This is a genomic window from Verrucomicrobiota bacterium, from assembly GCA_021294815.2.
Lineage (GTDB): Bacteria > Verrucomicrobiota > Verrucomicrobiia > Opitutales > LL51 > LL51.
Genome location: CP095464.1, coordinates 651,911 through 671,316, shown reverse-complemented (window position 1 = coordinate 671,316; position 19,406 = coordinate 651,911). Strand labels below are relative to the sequence as shown.

The 19,406-nt window shown below is 45.5% G+C and carries 18 protein-coding genes and 1 tRNA gene; 6 read left to right on the top strand and 13 right to left on the bottom strand.

The window, feature by feature from the left end; all coding sequences use genetic code 11:
• The 6 genes from LW808_003175 to LW808_003150 form a co-directional block, all read right to left on the bottom strand.
• Window positions 1-258: a hypothetical protein gene (locus LW808_003175; protein UPA28280.1), complete on the bottom strand. Its 258-nt coding sequence runs from the start codon at window positions 256-258 to the stop codon at window positions 1-3.
• A gap of 347 nt (window positions 259-605) precedes the next feature.
• Entirely contained in the window at window positions 606-2,342 is a 1,737-nt protein-coding gene (locus LW808_003170) for a hypothetical protein (GenBank protein UPA28279.1), read from the bottom strand.
• 71 nt (window positions 2,343-2,413) lie between these two features.
• Window positions 2,414-2,488, bottom strand: a tRNA-Asn gene (locus LW808_003165).
• Window positions 2,479-2,640, bottom strand: coding sequence for a hypothetical protein (locus LW808_003160; GenBank protein ID UPA28278.1), 162 nt, complete (start codon window positions 2,638-2,640; stop codon window positions 2,479-2,481). Before LW808_003160 ends, LW808_003165 begins: the two co-directional genes overlap by 10 nt.
• A 333-nt stretch (window positions 2,641-2,973) precedes the next feature.
• The gene (locus LW808_003155; GenBank protein UPA28277.1) at window positions 2,974-4,614 is read right to left on the bottom strand and encodes a hypothetical protein; all 1,641 of its coding nucleotides are present in this window, start codon (window positions 4,612-4,614) and stop codon (window positions 2,974-2,976) included.
• Between the two features lie 330 nt (window positions 4,615-4,944).
• Window positions 4,945-6,432, bottom strand: a complete 1,488-nt coding sequence (locus LW808_003150) for a hypothetical protein (protein UPA28276.1) — start codon at window positions 6,430-6,432, stop codon at window positions 4,945-4,947.
• Between the two features lie 115 nt (window positions 6,433-6,547).
• Between LW808_003150 and glgA the strand changes: the two genes are divergently transcribed.
• Together glgA and LW808_003140 are read left to right on the top strand one after the other, a co-directional pair.
• Window positions 6,548-8,029: a glycogen synthase GlgA gene (gene glgA, locus LW808_003145; GenBank protein ID UPA28275.1), complete on the top strand. Its 1,482-nt coding sequence runs from the start codon at window positions 6,548-6,550 to the stop codon at window positions 8,027-8,029.
• 49 nt (window positions 8,030-8,078) lie between these two features.
• Window positions 8,079-8,804 (top strand): prepilin-type N-terminal cleavage/methylation domain-containing protein, encoded by a 726-nt coding sequence (locus tag LW808_003140; GenBank protein ID UPA28274.1) that lies wholly within the window; start codon window positions 8,079-8,081, stop codon window positions 8,802-8,804.
• Window positions 8,805-8,811: 7 nt separating this feature from the next.
• Here the strand turns inward: LW808_003140 and LW808_003135 are convergent, their stop codons facing one another.
• Window positions 8,812-9,585, bottom strand: coding sequence for a hypothetical protein (locus LW808_003135; GenBank protein UPA28273.1), 774 nt, complete (start codon window positions 9,583-9,585; stop codon window positions 8,812-8,814).
• Window positions 9,586-9,897: 312 nt separating this feature from the next.
• Between LW808_003135 and LW808_003130 the strand changes: the two genes are divergently transcribed.
• Window positions 9,898-10,800, top strand: coding sequence for a LysR family transcriptional regulator (locus LW808_003130; GenBank protein ID UPA28272.1), 903 nt, complete (start codon window positions 9,898-9,900; stop codon window positions 10,798-10,800).
• Here the strand turns inward: LW808_003130 and LW808_003125 are convergent.
• Window positions 10,783-11,322 carry a helix-turn-helix domain-containing protein gene (locus LW808_003125; GenBank protein UPA28271.1) on the bottom strand — a complete coding sequence of 180 codons (540 nt, stop codon included), beginning with the start codon at window positions 11,320-11,322 and terminating at the stop codon, window positions 10,783-10,785. The two genes, LW808_003130 and LW808_003125, sit on opposite strands and share 18 nt — an antisense overlap.
• Window positions 11,323-11,460: 138 nt before the next feature.
• Here LW808_003125 and LW808_003120 point away from each other — a divergent pair, with 138 nt between their 5' ends.
• Both LW808_003120 and LW808_003115 read left to right on the top strand, forming a co-directional pair.
• Window positions 11,461-11,697 (top strand): hypothetical protein, encoded by a 237-nt coding sequence (locus LW808_003120; protein UPA28270.1) that lies wholly within the window; start codon window positions 11,461-11,463, stop codon window positions 11,695-11,697.
• 13 nt (window positions 11,698-11,710) lie between these two features.
• The gene (locus tag LW808_003115) at window positions 11,711-12,028 is read left to right on the top strand and encodes a hypothetical protein (protein UPA28269.1); all 318 of its coding nucleotides are present in this window, start codon (window positions 11,711-11,713) and stop codon (window positions 12,026-12,028) included.
• Window positions 12,029-12,030: 2 nt separating this feature from the next.
• On the opposite strand, the gene radC is transcribed toward LW808_003115, so the two are convergent.
• From radC to LW808_003090, 5 genes are read right to left on the bottom strand one after another with little or no spacing between them, the layout of a single operon-like run.
• A complete protein-coding gene (gene radC, locus LW808_003110) occupies window positions 12,031-12,732 on the bottom strand; it encodes a DNA repair protein RadC (GenBank protein UPA28268.1) in 702 nt (233 codons plus the stop codon).
• A 41-nt stretch (window positions 12,733-12,773) separates the two neighbouring features.
• Window positions 12,774-14,516, bottom strand: a complete 1,743-nt coding sequence (gene recJ, locus LW808_003105; protein UPA28267.1) for a single-stranded-DNA-specific exonuclease RecJ — start codon at window positions 14,514-14,516, stop codon at window positions 12,774-12,776.
• Window positions 14,517-14,567: 51 nt separating this feature from the next.
• Complete coding sequence (gene secD / locus LW808_003100) at window positions 14,568-17,057, bottom strand: protein translocase subunit SecD (GenBank protein ID UPA28266.1); 2,490 nt, start codon at window positions 17,055-17,057, stop codon at window positions 14,568-14,570.
• Between the two features lie 46 nt (window positions 17,058-17,103).
• The gene (locus tag LW808_003095; GenBank protein UPA28265.1) at window positions 17,104-18,021 is read right to left on the bottom strand and encodes an ABC transporter permease; all 918 of its coding nucleotides are present in this window, start codon (window positions 18,019-18,021) and stop codon (window positions 17,104-17,106) included.
• Between the two features lies 1 nt (window position 18,022).
• Entirely contained in the window at window positions 18,023-19,015 is a 993-nt protein-coding gene (locus LW808_003090) for a peptidylprolyl isomerase (protein UPA28264.1), read from the bottom strand.
• Here LW808_003090 and LW808_003085 point away from each other — a divergent pair.
• Window positions 19,014-19,406: a histidine triad nucleotide-binding protein gene (locus LW808_003085; GenBank protein UPA28263.1), complete on the top strand. Its 393-nt coding sequence runs from the start codon at window positions 19,014-19,016 to the stop codon at window positions 19,404-19,406. The two genes, LW808_003090 and LW808_003085, sit on opposite strands and share 2 nt — an antisense overlap.

Genomic DNA, 19,406 nt, shown 5'->3' with positions numbered 1-19,406 from the left:
CTACATCAGATTCAGTTGCGATTGGATATGCTCAAGCACCTCTTCTGAGAGGCTTTGGAATCCGAGTTTAGGATCGATTGCCTGCATATTGGCATAACAACCGATGAGCTTTTGCAGAGTAACGGGAGCGGTGCCGAGGTCGGCGAAGCTCAAGTGAGGGATTTCGCGGAGGAACTTTTTCCCGAGTGCGAGCAGCGCCGCCGTCAGCGTTATTTGAATTTGAACGGCACTATGGGCCAACTGTTCTCGAGCATCCATCCAATCGCAACGCTGTGACAAGAGCAATTTTGAAGTGTCTCTCGCCACAACAGTCCCGATTCTACCATGGAATCACCGTCCGTGAACAGATGCGTTGGCTCCGTTGGATCGTAAGGCTCCGTTGGTTACGTTGGATAAAAACAGATTCCTATTTTACCGATGCTGGTTCAAAACAGTTGCGCGTTCGTAAAAATCGGGAGTCTGCGCTTGCTGCACTTGCAGAGTGTTCATGGCATGAACAAACTGAAAAAGCGAAACAAGCTGAGAAAGTTTCTCAGAGGAATCTCGATACTTGCGTCAAGATTTGCGAAAACTTAGAAGAAGAGAACAAGAAACTCAGAGCAAGGCTACGATATTACAAAAATCAAGATTTGCGAAGACTTAGAAGAGAACGAAAAACTCGAAAGAGAGCTGCAAGATTGCAAAATCGGTCTTTTTATAAGTTTGGTAGTTTTCTCAAAGGCAAGTGGAATGGCCGGTTTGGAGAATGAGTTTGGCGTTCCTATGACAGAAAATTTTTCCTGACCCTCCGCACCAGGAGTACCACCCTCCGATTGCACCATGATAGCATCCATATAGTTCTTTCTAAGAACACTATCATCATCCCCGAAATTTTCATCATTTTTAACGATTACGGGAAAGGACTGCGATGCAATGCCACCCTCTTCATCGTCTTTATCTCTATATAAAACCCAACAGCAATCTTCTTTTCGGATGAGAGGTCTACTGTGTCCACACGACTCATAATATCTTTGTCCGTCGCGCTCTCTAAGATCACTTACAGTACAACTTAAAAGATTCAACTCGATCTTCGGACATCCTTCCTTATAAAAATATCTATCGGTTAATACCATATGAATATTGCCCAAAAAAGAATCCTTCTCGACGATAACTCTTGTGGGCTTTCGAGGATCTTCGTTGTACACATTTAAGGTATAACGCTCGCAAAACAATTCACCTTCCTTTCCATAAGGAGCGGGCAACATCCCAAAAACTACATAAAGGTTGGAACCTATTCCTTCTGTTGTTCGTATGTCCTCGGCCTGTCTTATGGCAAACTCACTCCATCGGTTAGCATCATATGCTTCATCGGATTCTTTTATCTTTTCTTTTGCGTAGGAACACAAGGCTTCTAAAACTTTTGCCAATTTGATTAGAACGGATGGTAAATCTTTCGTATCACATAACCAAGTACAAGCTTCCCATTGTACTTTTTGTAGATGAATCTTAGTTTCCTCTAACAATTGCAACTGCTCATTCATTGATTGCGTACGCTCTTCTTCAATCTGCTTCATTAGTGAAGTTGCTTTTTTCAGAAAATCAGTATAATCCTGAGAGTGTTGGTTATTAGGGTTCTCTCTGATACGTTCATCCCAAGCAGCTATTCCCGCCTCTAAGTCCTGCAATTTCCTATCCCGATCTGCCTTCTCAGCATCTAGTTTCGCTTGCTTGGCGTCTAGTTCTGCTCGTTTCTTGATTAAAACATCTCGTCTATCTTCTAAATCTCCCTCGCTAATCTCCGTCTCTTCATTTAGAGTAAGCCCATCAACACCCAATGCACGCACGAATTTTCTAAGCGTCTCTTGGCCATCTTCATCTAATAAAGCAAATTTAAACGATGAAAACTTGGCATGAGGCTTGCCGTTCGCATCGAAATCAATCGATTTAATGCATTGCGCCCCAATCTTGACTAGTGACAAAAGTGTACTAGTATAGCAGTCGCGTAGATTGTCGGTCTTTTCTGTGTCTACGACAACGAGCGGGATACCAGAGCGCTCTTTGAGATATTTCTCGGTCTCGATCGCCGTTATTACTGAGGCAAAAACGCAGCCACTTTCTCTCCCGCCATAAACCTCAACTACGTGGAACCGATTTGGATCATCTACTCCTGACTGAACTTCCACATCTTTATACTGCTTCGGAGCGGTATTAATTTTCTGTGTATTCCGAGCAACCGAAAGCGTAGCTGACCTCAAAGGTGCAGCTCCATGTAAAAAGCTTGCCAAGCAGAAAAGGGATGCTACAAGCGCACTTTGCAAACATTTACAACTCTTCCGAGTTTTTAAACTATCTTTACTATCCATAGACGGCCTTGTAACCACCGTCTCAAGCAAAAGTCAAGTCTCTTTATAAAATTTATTTAAGTATCCCAACATGGCTGCCCGAGTAGGATTCGAACCTACGACCAAGTGATTAACAGTCACCTGCTCTACCGCTGAGCTATCGGGCATCGAGACGCCCCCAGTAGAATTTTCCAGCCCGCGATGTCAATCCATTATCGGCAAATACAAAGGATAATTTCTCGCCCCTCCCGACGACAACATAGCAACACTGATTGATACTAAAACTCTTCCCTGGAACAAAACTTGATCCATTCTTCATTTCTTTTACTGTTCTTGTTGAGGATGAGGACGGAAAAAGATGCCCCGAAAGCGAAGATACCATTAAAAATTTGCATGCTAACGCCGGAGTATGCGCCGTTTGCGAAGGTCGGAGGTTTGGGTGATTGTGTTGCGTCGCTTTCACGTCAGCGCAATCATAGCATAGAGCGCCCGCAATTATGATGCCTATATAAAAGCCCTCATGAATCAGACTACAACTTTTTACCTAAAATCCAACATCAACCCCCGTTGCCAATGACGCTCTACCACTGAGCTATCGAACAGTAAAGACGATGTTGGTGAAGTCTTCCCGCATCATTGCCAAACACTCATTTTATTTTCGATTGCTATTGGCATGCAAATGACCTCGGGCCAATTTTGACCGGCAAGTCAACCTCCTTTGGGGCCACATCTTCTTGAATAATAGTGCAAAATATTCTTCTGATATAGCTAGGCGAATAAGCCATTCTCTAGACTCGTCCCCATCTTCATGACACGTTGTTCGAGAATAGCGCCTCCTATCAATAAAACACCTTGGAAGATCAGCCTCTGTAAAATCTTTTCGGTCATCACTTACAACATCTTCATTTTCCTTATTCACAATCAGTACAGGAACTGGAATTGGGATAACAGCCCTTACTACGGGATATTTTTTGCTAGTTTCAACCCTAAGTTTTTTAAACGCTACGTACTCACCCCATGTTTTTGACTTGCGTGAAAACTTTTTTCTTAGCACTTTCCATCGTCGCATATCCTGAGCCAATTCTGCACTTTGAGATTTTGCAAGTTTAAAACTATAAGTCACCCAACGTGATCGATCATCAGGCGTCAATGCCTCATCGTGCCAAGAGGCAACTTCTCCCTCCTTGTCCAACACGGCAAAAGTTACCACATTAACCTCCTTTTTAGAACCCTGATTATTGCCAAGCGAACCGAAAAAACTCTTGTCAAAATGTATTTTTCGACTTCCCTCTTCATCCGCAGTAAAGTGATTAAGCGTAAACTTTTCATAAAGCATGCAATCTCCGCAGGGTCTTATTTTCAACATCCCAATCAAAAAGTAACCTGCAGTATGCACACATGATTCACACCGCCTTAATTTTTTGATCTCTTCTCGAAACAGCTCGCCTTGTTTCTGAACATCACAAGTTTCCTCCCGATAGTAATCATCCCATTTACTTACAATTGAACTCAATCTTTGTTCATCATCATCTATTGCATCCAAATCTGTCAAATCTAAGAAGTTTCTTCCTATTAACACCGCTGTACCTATAAAATCTTCAAACAACTCCCACCTAAGCTCACGGAAATCCGATTCAAACCCCGGTAAGTTTTCTAAGGGCGTTCCTTCTGGACATTCCTTATCATAATAGAGCATTGCAAGCTCTCGCAACCTCTCCACAAGACCTTTCTCCTTTATATCTTCTTGAAATTTTTCATTTAAATTTCCATCCGCTATTTTCGCAAAATCCTCTATACTAGCATGCCGGGGTGTGCCACATATTTCGCTATAAACCTTCTCTCTCTCTCGCAAAAAATCTCCGTTTATCTCAAATGACGGAGAAACAATGCATTCCATAACAGGAAGATACTTCTCCCGTATATCCGCATATTGCCGATAAACATCGGCAACCTCTCGATCATCAACTGCCAAACCATAAAGCTCATCTGGATTCAATGCCATGTGTATTGCAGTTAAAAGTGCATAAATAGCACATGCTTCTTCACCAATTGCCATATCGCCTTTCTTTGTACTATTTCCTCCCACTCCATTTCCGGCCTCAACTATGTACCGCTTGATCGGTTGCTTAATTGATTGGTCATATGACTGCTGTTTTAGGAGACTGGATAAAGAAACCTCCATCGAAATATTTTCGTCCAATGAGCCGAAGGAACAACACCAGCTACTCGATAAAACCGCAGCAACGCACAACCATCTATCTACACTACATTTAGAAAAATTTTCCAAAACCATGCCCCGTTGTCACCTATATCTTTTCCATTGTCAAGATTGTTTTTTGTATCACGCAAACTACAAAAATCCAAAAATATCGTCGCTAATCTTAAAAATGGCAACATCATCAAAATCCCACCTTTCCCAAGGCGGAACTCTACTGATGCAACTCAATCAAATTCCATAAACCGAAACTTTCAGTCTAAAATCTCCACCTCAATAGAGCAACAGCCACTACCTGTTCAACTACTGGATCATCGGATATCCAAAACAGGCCCAGTAAAACACTGTCCTCACTTGTGTTATGATAAATGTCCACCTGTCAGTAACTTTGGAAGCTCAATTCCCAGACTACTTGACTCGTTCTCTTAGTTTTGCCGCATCCATCATCCTGGATAATAGTGAAAAATAGTCTTCGTATATTTTTATGCATACAAGTTTGTCATGAAACCCCTTTTCCTCATTACTAAGCGTACCCGGTATGTGGGATGACTTGTTCTTCCTCCATCTTTGAGGAATATCATCTACTGTGAGATATCTCGGAAAATCCTTTTGAATGTTTACGTCTTTTGCTGTCACTATCAGTACAGGATTTGGGGCAACAACTACAGAATTCACTATAGGCTGTTTTGCCCGCATTTGAGTTAAGAATTCATTGAGACGCAAATCAAACTTCTTCGCTTGAATTGTATCTTGCCACCGCTCTGCTTCAAGTAATGATAGACGAAGGTTCTCCCATCGATTCATATCCTGAGTCAATTCTTCATATTGAGAATTCGTGTATACATCATTGTAAGTTACCCAGCGCAACCGGTCATCTGGAGTTAAGCACTCTGCATGTTCAGAACTGAACGCTATGTTAATGCTAAGCTTTTTATTCCCTTCTCTGTCTAAAGAATCAAAGAAACTCCTCACAAAACGTACTTCACGCTCATTAGGCTCCAAAGAAAATATATTAATCGTAAACTTATCGCAAAGCATCTCATTCCCACATGATGCTACCTGCACCATTCCCGTGAAAAAATAACTCCAGGAGCAAATACCAAAATCACAATTTTTCACCAGTTGAACTCCTTCGCGGTACATACGTTCTTGTACTTGCATATCACAACGCTTTCCCCCGCAGTGATCGTTCCATTTTGAACTCATTAACTCCAAGTTTTCCGAATCCTTTTCTTCGATATCTAGCCACGGACATTCACCAATTACTAGCATTATCCATTGCGCAAATAAAATCTGTCTAAACTCCAAATAATCCTCTGAGGGGCTCCGATTACCATAATAGAGTTTAGCAAGTTTGCAGAATTTTTCCTCATAATCTTCATCTTCTGAAGTGTTATCAGGGCGCCCCTTTAAACTTTCCCTCCAGCTTGCATTCAAATTTCCCGTTGCAAACTGGGCAACCCTTTCCAGCGTGTCAAAATTCGACAGATTATAAAAATCAGTAAAAAATTTCCCATCTATCTTAAACGAGGGAGAAACAACACTCCTTATAATAGGGAAATATTCCTCGAGAATTTTTGCGTACTGTTGATACCAATCAATAATCGGTCCCCTTTGAATTGTTAGAAATTTTTCTTTTGGGTTTAAGGCTATTTGCAATGCTGCTTCTAGCGAATAAAAACCGCACGCAGACTGCAATCCTAAGTCCTCCCGATTTCCCGTATCAATGATGTACCGTTTTACTGGAGCATACCGTTTATCTTGACACTCGGAAGAGTTAGGAGGATTGATCATGACTTCTGTTGCTCCAAAAGTTTGAACAAAACCACTCAGCAAAACCGCCGTAGAACAAAACAAAGTGCTCAACTTATTCTTAGAATACCTTTTTAGATTCATGGCCGCATCTTGGTTGATATATTTAAACTACTGTCAAGAATTTTTCAGAACATATGTAACTCGGGGCTCTCTTGCATTTGAGATACTTTTTACCATAATGTTTTTCACTTTAGAGATGAAAGCGAGGGCTTCAAAATCGGCAGATTCCATACAACCACTCAAAATTTGCATGCTAACGCCGGAGTATACACCGTTTGCAAAGGTTGGAGGTTTGGGCGATTGTGTTGCATCGCTTTCGCGTTATGTCGCACAACTGGGACATGAGGTTAAGGTGGTTTTGCCCAAATATTCCACATTTTCGCTGCCATCGTCGGTGATTGAACATCCCCAGCCGATGATTGTCAATATGGGCTACGGGATCGAATTCGCCAAAATTTGGGAACTCAAAAAAGACAATTTATCCGTTTATTTTTTGGAGTTCGACCGCTATTTCAACCGCAACGGCATTTACGCGGACCGGTATGGAGATTTTGACGATAATCATGAGCGCTTTGCGTTTCTTGCGCGCGCGGCGATCGATCTCTGCTACTACCTCAACTGGATCCCAGATATTTTTCATGGGCACGATTGGACCGCGGGACTCCTCTCGGTGCTGCTTGATACTGTTGAGCGTGAACACCCTCTCGAACGCAGTGGCTCCGTCTTCACGATTCACAATCTTCAGCATCACGGCTATGCGCCCCGCTCGGTCTTATCGTTTTTAGGCATTCCAGACCATGTTTTTCGGCCCGATGGCGTCGAGGCTTTTGGTCAAGTCAATATGATGAAAGCGGGACTGTATTTTTCCACCAAACTCACAACCGTCAGCGAAAATTACGCGAAGGAGATCCAGACGCCGCATTTTGGTTTTGGTCTCGATCCGGTGTTAAAGTTTCGTGCAGGTGACCTTATTGGAATCCGAAATGGAATTGATGAAACGCTTTGGTCTCCCGAACACGACCCCTTGATTACACATCACTTTTCCCGGAATGATTTTTCTGGTAAAACGCAATGCAAAGCCGAATTACAGCACTACTGCCGTCTTCCAGAAGATCCGGCGATTCCGATTTTTTCGGTCATTGCACGTCTCTACGAGCAAAAGGGGTTAGACTATTTGGTCCGCATCCTTGAGAGCGTCTTGAGACAAATGCGCCTACAGTTTGTATTATTAGGCAGTGGCGATCACGAGTTGGAATCGCAATTCATCCACATTGCGCGGCACCATCAGGATCAGGCTTTTATTTATATAGGCTACAACGAGTCGCTGGCCCATCTCATCGAGGCCGGGAGCGATTTTTTCTTGATGCCCAGCCGATTCGAACCCTGTGGGCTCAATCAGATGTACTCGATGCGCTACGGAACGCTGCCGATTGCACATGCCACGGGAGGTCTCGCCGATACAATTACCACTTACGGAAAACACCCCGGTACGGGTTTCCTTTTTGACGACCTCTCGGAATCCGCCCTCTTTCACGCCATTGGCAAAGCGAATGCGCTTTATTACGACCAACCGGAGGTCATTTTAGCGATGCGACAAAAGGCGATGGAACAGGATTTTTCATGGAAGACGTCTGCAGAACGTTACGTCGATGTCTATCGGTGGGCACAAAAACACTGATCTGCCTTGCGAATGTAGCCGGTCTTATTACAATCGAAGCGAAGTCGGTATGGATCTAAAGAACAAAAAATCGAGCGGATTAACACTCGTCGAACTCCTATTGGCAATTGCGATCGTCGCGATTTTAGCGGCAGTGACAACGGTGGGGAAATTTCCAAGCGCCGAGGAATTGAGGGTCAAAAAACCGGAGGATGCGATGCGCGAAATCCTTTACGAAGCCCGTAAACTCGCGGTTCATTACGGCCGACCGATGCGTATTCATGTTTACGATAATGCCGCTACGCTCAACATTTCGGAGCTTTTTTTAGGCACAAATTCTGGAAATAGCTTGGCCAATGCCTCGGATCCCGAGGAATGCAAAAACGTCGCCAAATTTATCAATGAAATCGCGTCACTTCGGCAACCCATTACCGAACAAACGTTATCGAGCATCACAACCAATGTTACAACACGCACCCCACTGGCACTCATCACAGATGAAACCGATCGGATCGTTTTAGATCACGGAGCTATCGTTTACTGCCGAATCCAAAATCCTCAGCAAAATAATCAGAACACCGAAGCGACTATTAGCAGCGATCATCAATTTTTTGCACCGGCGTTTACAACAATGACCTCGGAAGGCCAATCCTATTCGGCATCACACAGTCACGCGCGTCCTTATATGACGCTTTATCCCACCGGTATCGGAGAACACGTCGAATTCTTCGCGGACCGCTGGGGTCCTACCGGTAGCAAATTTGAGATCACCGCCTTAGGAGCGATTCAAAAGTAGTCGATCATTACTGCACGGGAACAACGTCGGGATCTGGTTTAGAGACCTTCAGCGCTTCCAATGAGTTATCCCAAACTTCTTTCACCGAAGGCAGTTTTTGCGCCGAATCAACGGCCTTTTTTGCTAAATTCTTACTGGTACGATGCACAGCCTTGAGCGAACGCTTAGCGGTTTTCAAAATCGGCAAATCGGAAACTAGGTCGAGAAGGCCACCGACAGCTACGGAAAGTCCCATCGCCTGGACATCGGCAACAATCGATCGCGCCACGTCACTCCACGAACGAATATTTTCAAAGTGCCAGGTACGGTCGACCGCAACAACTTTACTCGTACCATCGCGTTTATAGAGTTCGCATGAACCCAAGTGAAAGCGAACTTTCGCAATCACAAAACGCAGCTTAGATCCATTCTCGGATTTATGTGGTGCCGATTTATCTTTCGGCCGCAATTTTTTCGAATCGCCGTTCTGCGCTGCAAACTGATCGCCTAAAAGTTTAAAATTGTATTCTCCGTGCTTACCAGGCTCACAAATCAATTTTTCGACATCGATATCGACTTCCGGAATGACAATTTCCTCGGAATTTCCTCCAGGGAAATAAGAGCGATAGAGTGATATCCAATCAATACTCGCTCGCACTTGATGGAATCGCACAAGATCTTCTTGTTTAAAAGTATCATTCTCTGGATTTTTGATCGTAAGGTCACGAAAATCGAGTAACCCATGGTAAATCGAGCAATTGGAATCTTGGATTACGAGCCTGAAACCCGTCTTTCGCTTCATATAATGGCTGGAAACCCACGGGAGCCAAAAATTTAGTGAAGCCCAGGCGAGCAGGAAAAGTAGAAAAAGTACAAGGCTCACATAAAAACTCCACTGCCAAATGAGCACCAATCCGCGCCAAAGCATACGTAAAACAACAAACGGAAATAACAAAATTTTCTTGAGCGTATCCACGATGGCGACTGTAGATAAAAACCGGTACCGTACCAGCTTTTATTTTTAGAGACTCAATTGTTAAATAAAAGTAAATATTAGCTTCACTAATGGATTTTTTTTTATAGAATAAGCACCGACGACGCGATGAATATCGGCATGATGAAAGTTTTTTTAGACCTCGTCGATAGCGCGAGTTTTTCGGAAGCAGCACGCAAAAATCAGGTTTCGCAGTCCGCCATCAGTCAGCGCATCAGAGCTATTGAAAGCACATTAAAGGTCAATCTCATCGAAAAAACACAGAAATCACTTAAGCTGACACGTGAGGGGTTAATTTTTTACAAATACGCGCAACAGATTCTCTCTCACTATGCGACGATGCTTTCCGACATCGAAAATCCCTCAAAAAACGACCCCGACGAACTCATGATTGCCACGAGTGATTGGATCGGTGTCTATATCTTGCCGCAATTTATCCACGAATACTTTCAACGCTTTCAGAAATTTAATATCGATATTCACTACGCCGACAGCATGCAGGCGAGACAGGGGCTCCGCTCAGACCTCTTTCTCTTTGAAAAACCCCTATCGTCGCGCGATTTTACCTCAAGCCCATTTCTAAAGGAAGAGTTTATTCCTATTGGATCCCGAAAGACCTTCCCCCAACCGGAAACGCTAGCACTACAAAAAATCAAAACTTTTCCACTCGTCGGGTTTCATTCACAACATTCGCTCCGCAATGTTTTTGAAAAAGCACTGGAGAACTATGCTTTATCACCTCATTATACGGTTGAACTCGGGCAAATTGAACTCGTCAAACAGGCCGTTCTATCGCACAACGGCATTGCATTTTTACCGCGAAGTACGGTATTTCCCGATATCTCGTCTTCGGATGGATCTCGTTTTCAAAAAATCTCACTCACAGAGTGCACGTTACCCTTCTCGCTGTACGTTTCCTACCCTAAAGAGCGAACACCTTCTCAAAGTGCCCAACAATTCTTGAATATTTTGAACGAATATCGGTCCGAAAACGAACCCATTGCACTATTCACTCGAGGATAATTCCTCATTTGGGTCCATGGAAATTCGGATAGTTGTTTTGTCTTTAGAAGACTTACGTACAACGATCTCACCGGCGTTTTGAAACCAATGCGCAGGAAACTCCCGAACAAGCTGCAACCAGGTATGCTCCAGACCTCCCTCATATTTTTCCGCTTCATTGAGGTAGTCACCGAAATACAACTCGATTCGCCGACGCAATAACTGGTCATGATCCCGTTTTTGCGGCATCCCACTTGAAATTTCCCAGAAGGATGGGTCCACATCGCTTTCCGTTGCGGTTCCACCGTATAATAGGTATGCCGGAGTAACATGGAATAGCTGCGCGATACGCTCAATAACATCACGTGATGAAGGAATTCGACCATTGCGCCACGTACTAACCGTCGAAATCGCGGCACCTGTAACCTCGCTGACATCTTTCAACGTCAAATCGTGGTAACCGAGTAGCAGACGAAACCGCAACCCAAATCCACTATCCCCTCCTCTGTTCCGTTCAGAGCTCGACTGACGAAATTCTTCCATTTTAAGTAGAATTATTTTGACTTTAAAGACAAAAGTGTAAATTCTACGTTACGGGTTGAGAAACCCACCACTGCCTGGCGCGAGCGTTGCGCGGCTGTAAAATTTTGCAACAAAAAAGTGTTTTGAACGGGATCATCTATGGAAAATTCAGCGGAACAGCTCATTAAATATGTTCTCAAGAAATTAGAAACAGAGCCAGTTGAAAAACGTGTTGAGCTCTACGACGTCTTAGCAAGTTTCATGCCCGATGAGACGACGAGTGTACAATTACGGAAATGTTCCGAGGAACTCCGGCAAATTGATCTCAAACTTCAGAGCCTAAAATCGTTCTTTTTTATTAGGGATACACATGAGAACAGCGAACCAAGGGGCTGAATTTTTTGAATTCATGCTGCCGAATAAAACGTGGTTTTCGCCGAAGGAGATGGCGAGTATTGTTGGGAAAACAGATCAGTATATTCGAGATGCGTTCGATAATCAAAAAATTTTCGGACATGTCCTCAACGGCCGGGCTGCACGTGGTCATGAAAAACGCCGATCTTACCAAATCCATCGCGATGGTATTTTACTCTATCTTTTGGAAACGGCCAATTACTCACAAGAGGACTTCACCGCACGCATTACCGAGCTTCTCAGATCCAAACCTGCAGGAATGTTACGTCGCGTCAAATCGACCGTCGACAACCTCCTTATGAAACTGGAATAGGACTATCCTTTTATAATCAATCCCGATTTACGGAACGAATAGATCTCGTTTGCCGCAATAATGAGGTGATCAATAAATCGAATACCAAGGGTAGTCACGAGTTTTTCGACTTTCTGTGTCACTAAGCAATCGGCATCCGAGGGCAGTGCGCTTCCGGAGGGATGGTTATGGGCCATGACGATGGCATGAGCGTTATGTACAAGTGCGCCTTCGACGATCTTACGCAATGATACCGCGGTACGATCGACTACGCCCTCAGAAATTTGCATAACGCCTTCTTTTAAAAGTCGCAGATGCGTATCGAGAAATGCGACCTCCAGTATTTCACGTTTTTGCCCGCCAAGGCGTAAAGTCCAAAATTTTTCCAAAGCTTCATAATGATCTAAAATATTTTCAGTCCCAGTCGTCGATTTTTCCCAAAAGTAACGCTCAGCAAACTGTTTTATAAAGCGCATTGCGACTGGAGCCACTCGCCCCATTCCTGGTACTTTTTGAAGCGCCATCGTATCAGCATCGACCAGTGTGTGGATCGAACCGAATTGCTTTAAAAGTGCTTTTGCCAGAGGCTTAACATCCTTACGTGGGAGACAGAAGGTCAGTAGTAATTCTATGATTTCATGCTCGGCAAATCCTGCAAAGCCGGAGCGCAAAAATCGCTGTCGCAACCGCTCTCGATGCCCCGCGCACTCGCTCCGATCCCTCATACCCCAAGCTTCGCGCTATCTTAAAAATTTTGCAAGTCTTTTTACGATTTTTCCGAATAGCGCCAATCGACGAGCCGCATAAGGAGAAATTTTTCATTATTCCAAGTATCGTATGCGATTTTGACCAAGATATCGATATCACGATTTTTTTCTGGGAAGCGTGAAGCCATATCCCATGCGATCCCCGATAGCCAAACATGTGGTGAACTCTCGATCCAAAAACGGAAATGTTTTTTCTCCGCCCCAAAAAACTCGGTACAATTCAAAAAACGGACCCGCTCGACACAAAAAATCGGCTCCTCGTTTTGCTGACCATAGGGCTGTAAAAAGGTCTCTAATTCGTAAGCTAAGGCGTCATCGATCTCATTTTTCTGGAGCGTCCCGGCGACTTCAATTGTCTCACCGCGAGTTCCTTCGGTTTTTCGTTTTGCGATGGCTTCATTGAACTTTTGTCGGAAAATTTCAACCTGATCGGGTTCCAACGAAATTCCAACGGCCATCTTATGTCCGCCCCAAGCAGTAACATATTCGCGGCATTCACTGAGGATGTCAACGAGATCTGGTCCCGGGCTTCGTCCCGATCCCTTCGCCAAACCGCGTTCCAATGCCAAAACGATCACGGGGCGCTCGTACTCTCGCGATAACTTTCCTGCAACGATACCGACAACTCCTGAATGCCAATGGGGGCTATAAAGGACAATACCCGGATCTTCTCTGTAAGATTCGCTAACAACTTTTTCCGCCTCCAGTGTGATTTCGTGCTCGATTTTTTGGCGCTCTCGGTTGAGTTTGTCGACCTTTTTCGCGATCAGCATCGCATCTGAAATACGGCCCGATAGCAACAGTTCTACGGGCAATGCCGCATCCGAAAGCCGCCCACTAACATTGATTCGCGGTGCCAACTTAAACGAAACATCCTGCTGAGTAATCGACATCCCCGAGGGAATATTCGACACCGAACACAGCGCATCCAGTCCCGGGCGTCGTTCCTTGGCAAAAGACTGCAGACCGTACTTTACCAGCACGCGGTTCTCGCCACGGACCGGCATCATATCAGCAATTGTCCCAAGTGCAATGATATCGAAATAATTGCGCAAGCGGATCGAAAATGCGCGTTCATCGCCCTGAATACGTCGCTGTTTTAAGAACGCATGGACAAATTTAAATACGAGCCCCACAGTGCACATCGCTCGTAACGTCTCAGAACTTTCGACAGTGTGGGGATTCAGAATGGTCGCGTGCTCAGGGACATTTTCAGCCGTTAACATATGGTGATCGATCACCAAAACATCGATCCGGCGACGCTGTAAAAAATTAATTTCCTTAACCGAATTGGTCCCGCAATCGAGCGCGATTACGAGTTTAGGACAGCTTTTTTTGAGCATACGGTTGACAATTTCTTGCGACATTCCGTAGCCTTCGGAGAACCGCCGAGGAATAAAATACTGCGGATGGATACCGAAATGCGCCAATACACTCACCAGCAAAGCGGTACTAGTGATCCCATCGACGTCGTAATCGCCAATGATTGAAATCGGCGCTTTTTGGGCAACATAACGATCTAAAAGCGCAACTGCCTCGCGCATATTGGGCAATAGAAATGGATCGCCGAGATCGGAAATTTTCGGTGCGATAAAGCGTTCGGCCTCGGGAACCGTCGCTACCCCACGCTGGACGAGAATCGATGCCAAAGTCTTAGAAATACCAAGCTTTTGCGACAGACGCTCAACGACAACAGGATCTGCATCTAAAAATTTCCACTCAACTTCGCGACGCTCGCTCAACCGACCTCCACTCCGCAGTCTGGAGAAAACCACCTCAGTGCAAGTCCATTTCTACTTGATCTCGACTGTCCGGCGATCGCCCCTATGCCAGAGGTAGAAAATCGGCGACGCGATAAAGACTGATGAAAAGGTACCGACGACGATACCAATAATAAAGATCAACGCGAGGTCGTTAATGACACCGGCACCAAAACAGTAGAGCGACACTGCGGCCAGGAGCGTCGTCACACTCGTCAAAATCGTCCGAGAAAGTGTGCAATTAATCGCGTAGTTGACAATTTCAGCCAATGAAAGCGTTGGTTGGTAGTGCAATTCCTCTCGAATACGGTCAAAAACGACAATCGTATCGTTAATCGAATACCCAATGATCATCAAGATCGCGGCGACCATAGGTGCGGAAAACTGCCGTCCCAACAAAATATAGATACCAAGCGTAATGAAGACGTCATGGATCGTCGAGACGAGGGCCCCGATACCAAAGCCCAACTCGAAACGAAGGGCGATATACGCGAGAATCATCAGAAGCGAAATCGTCACAGCGCCCAACGCATTCCATTTAATTCTATTGCTCATTGAGGAGCCAATTTTAACTTCCTTAATGACTTTTAATTGTGCCTCGGGATGTGCTGTTTGCAATTGCCGTAAAAGTGGTTGAGCGGCATTTTCTTTAGTCTGTATTCTCAATACCTCACCCCCATCGGTTAGACTTTTTTGATAAATGGTACTGACTTCGCCCAGATGGTTTTCCTTAGCGATACGCTCGATTTCGTTCGTATTGAGGCGCTCGGCGTAATGGAGCGTCAATTCATCACCTCCCGTGAAGTCAATGCCATAGATCCCATTACCCCGAACGAAAAAGGCTACAAGACCGAGCAACAGCACACTCGCTGAAATCCCAAAGGCTACATTTCGAATTTTTAGGAAATCAAATGTACGTGTCTTACCCTCACGTTTCTGGAGGAGGTTTTCATAACCTAGGTTAATGAGGATTACCATCAGCGCGCGACTGAGAACAAGGGCACAAAACATCGTCGCAAAGATCCCAATTGCAAGAATGACTCCAAATCCCCGAACGGGACCTGTTCCCATCCAAATCAAAATCAACGCTGAGAGAAACGTCGTAATATTGGCGTCAAAGATCGTCGAAAACGCTTTATTATAGCCACCAATCAATGCAGCACCCATCTTTTTCCCCAGTGCGAGCTCTTCTCGCATGCGCTCAAAGATCAAAATATTGGAATCGACGCCCATTCCGACGGTAAGCACCAATGCCGCCACTCCAGGTAAGGTCATCGTCGCCCCAATGGTCGCCATCATTCCGAGAACGATGAGCACGTTAGACAACACGGAAAAGACCGCTACGACACCCGATGTCCGATAGTAAGCGACCATAAACAAAACGACGAGAGCGATCCCCAAAATCGTTGCATGAATAGAGCTCACCTTGGCGTCTTCGGCAAGTGATGGGCCAATTTCCTGGACCTCAGTTAGTTCGAGTTCGAACTCCAGCGGGTTATTGAGGACGTTCGCGAGCTCGATAGCATCACGCTGCGAGAAGTGACCGGAGATGCTGGCACGGCCCTCCCGAATGGCGCAATTAATCCGCGGTGCCGAGTAGAGTTTCCCGTCAAGGACGATGCCCAGCGATTTGCCCACGTTATTAGCCGTTACTTCACCAAAGCGTTTCGCTCCCTCGCCTTTCATTTCCAGGCTAATTTCAAACCCGCCGTACTGATTCATCGTCGCGAATGCCCGTTCGACTGATTTTCCGGTCATCTCCGGGATCTTTTTGACATACATTGGGATCTTTTCGACCGTACCGTCTTCGGACCTCTCCTCTTCCAAGAAGAGCAGCTCATACCCCAAGGGCACGGAACGTAAATCGAGGTTTTGTGGACGCTGGTCGGCAACGAGGCGGAACTCGAGCTTTGCAGGACGTTTGACGGCATCGATAATTTCCGGATTATCCTGTGCCGAAATCCCAGGCAATTGGATTTCGACTTCGTCTTCACCACGAGCACGGATCAGCGGCTCTACGACTCCCATGCCATCCAAGCGCTGACGCATAATTTGCATCGCCTGCTCTAGCCGCCCTTCCCGGTCATGAGCACTTAAATTTGGCACCGAAGCAACCTTTAATGTAAATGAAATACCACCTTTGAGGTCAAGTCCCTGACGTAATCGCCCCTTGGACTCACGTAGGAGCACATCCATCAGGATTTTATTTTTCTTACCAATGTTCTTAATATCTTGCAGGTGGATATCTGGAAAGAAAGCCTCTGAAAGGTCGAGTTCATCTTCCTTCGCAAGCTCCTTGATGGCGACAAAAAGAGACTTTGGGTGCTCTAAATCCTGGCTTTCAAGAATGCGAAGCCGGGCACGAGACAAGAGGCCCTGAAATTCATCGACGTTCGCCGTCGCACGATGTGCAATAAAGTCATCAAACGGCTGATCATTCCAAGGGATTAAACTTAAAATCGCCCACAGCAGCATCGCGATCGACAACAATGCCCGTCCGGAAATTTGACGCAATAAACGCATTCCAGCGACATAGCAATTTCGCGCCTATCGACAAGCGAAAACGGTCTTACTTGAGGCGAATTTTTGGATTAAGCCAGGCCTGCAGACAATCACTAACGGTATTGCACACAATAACCGCCAGTGCGCAAAAATTAACGATCCCCAGAATCAGCATCCCATCACGATTCGTGATCGCCTGAATAAAGAGACGGCCGAGACCCGGGATTTGGAAAACCGTTTCCGTAATGATGGCACCGCTAATAATTCCTGAAAATGCCGAACCGAGATAGGCTACAACAGGCAATAAGCCATTGCGCAACGCATGGACCCAAAGGATCCGTGATTCGGGAATTCCTCGCGCCCGGGCTGCTAAAATGTACGACTGATGCATTGCTTCACCAAGCCCATGGCGCGCTAATTGCGCGATATAAGCGGCGTAAGAGAGGCCAACGGTGATCATCGGGAGAATCTTTTGTGGCCATGTCTCCCAACCGGCAACATCAAACCACCGAAGTTTAATACCAAACAAATAAATCAGCAAAGGACCAATGATGAACGCCGGTAAACAGAGGCCAAACGTCGTCAAAAATCGGATCCATTGATCCGGCCAACGCCCTTCGAAATGTACCCCCAGGATTCCTCCTAAGATACCGAAAAACAACGCAAAGAGCATACCGTACGCTCCGAGCTCGAAGCTGACCTTAACCTTCGATTGCATGAGCTCCGCGACACTCCAATCGGTGTACTTGTACGAGGGCCCGAAATCACCGTGTGCCAGCTGCTGCATGTACTTCCCATACTGCTCCCAGAGTGGACGATCCAGGCCGTATTTTTCCTCGAGTCGCTGACGGATTACTGGTGCCATCTCGCGCTCACTATCGAAAGGTCCCCCGGGAATCGCGTGAATGAGCGAAAACGTCAGAAACGTAACCGCGATAAAAATAGGGATCGAAAATAGAACGCGCCTAAGAACAAAAGTCCACATTCTATCGCACGACGTGATAAGCCTTCGCCATTAAACCCTCGATCCAGTGCTTCTTAAGCTTCTCTGATTGTTGCCCGATTAAAATATTTTTAATGTCATCACTGACTTCATCAATTGGCAGTGACCGTGATGGTTCGCGTGACCGGAGGCCAATCCATAGAGCGTGCTCACCGACCTCGACGCGCTGAAAGGTATTGAGGTCCATCGACTTGACACACTCCGCGATTTCAGGCTGAATATCGGATAGCGACACTGATTCCATCGTATTGAGCACCACCTCCGGAGTTTCGCGTAACTTCGCACATGTCTCTTCGTAGAGAGCTTTCGGATCTGATGCCTTCCCTTGAGCGACATTAGCAACGACGGCTTCTAATGAAAGACGGTTCTCATCGGTAACGACGACTTGATCAAAGGTTGCGCGCTCCCCGTCGACCATTTCGCTAACATGGGCATCATAGTAATCCTGAATCTCGCGGGGGCTTACCATACTTGGAAGCATAACATTATGGCTAAACATATATCCCTCGATCGCATCTTTACGGATCTCCTCTTCATAATCGCGCTTTGTCATTCCCCGAGCATACAGTGCGGAAGCTAGTCTCGTACGGTCATCACCAAACTTCGTCTTTAAAATTTCGTCGTACTTTTTTTGGACGTAATTATCCGGGAGCCGCCCCTTGTTGCGCTCGAATTCTCGGACGATAACTTCGCGTTCCATATGTGAATTCAAAGCCTTCTTACGTGCTTCATCGCCTCGGAACTGCGGCTCAAGCATCGCCGCTTCCATTTCCACTTCTTGGAAAGTAACTACCGTTCCCTCGACCTCCGCCTCGATATTATTGAAATAAACAACATCGCTCTCCTCAGCGGATACCCAGGCGCCCACCATAAAACCCGCAAAACACAATACCGCTTGCCCAAAAGCCTTCATTACTTCGAGGACACTAGCACTCTCGCGAAAAAGAAAAGCAAAAAACTTCTTCCGCGTCGTCATGATAAAAAGAGTTGCTCTGTACCTCATTTCCAGTACGTCCCTAGCGATGGTTTCAAAGACGATTTTTCAGAAAATCATCGATCGCGAGCTCCCAGCGGAGATTCTCTTTGAAGATGAACAATGTATTATCATTAAAGATATTCACCCGGTCGCTCCCGTTCACGTATTGGTTATTCCTAAAAAATTGATTCCACGCGTTGAAGAAGCATCTACGGAAGACGCTACGATTTTAGGACATTTGTTATTATGTGCGAAAAACTTTGCAAAGCGCGAGGGCATTAAAAATGGCTTCCGAATTGTGATCAACAATGGCAAAGATGCGCTTGAATCGGTACCCCACCTCCATATTCACCTTATTGCCGGGAAGCCGATGCAATGGCCGCCATGCTGA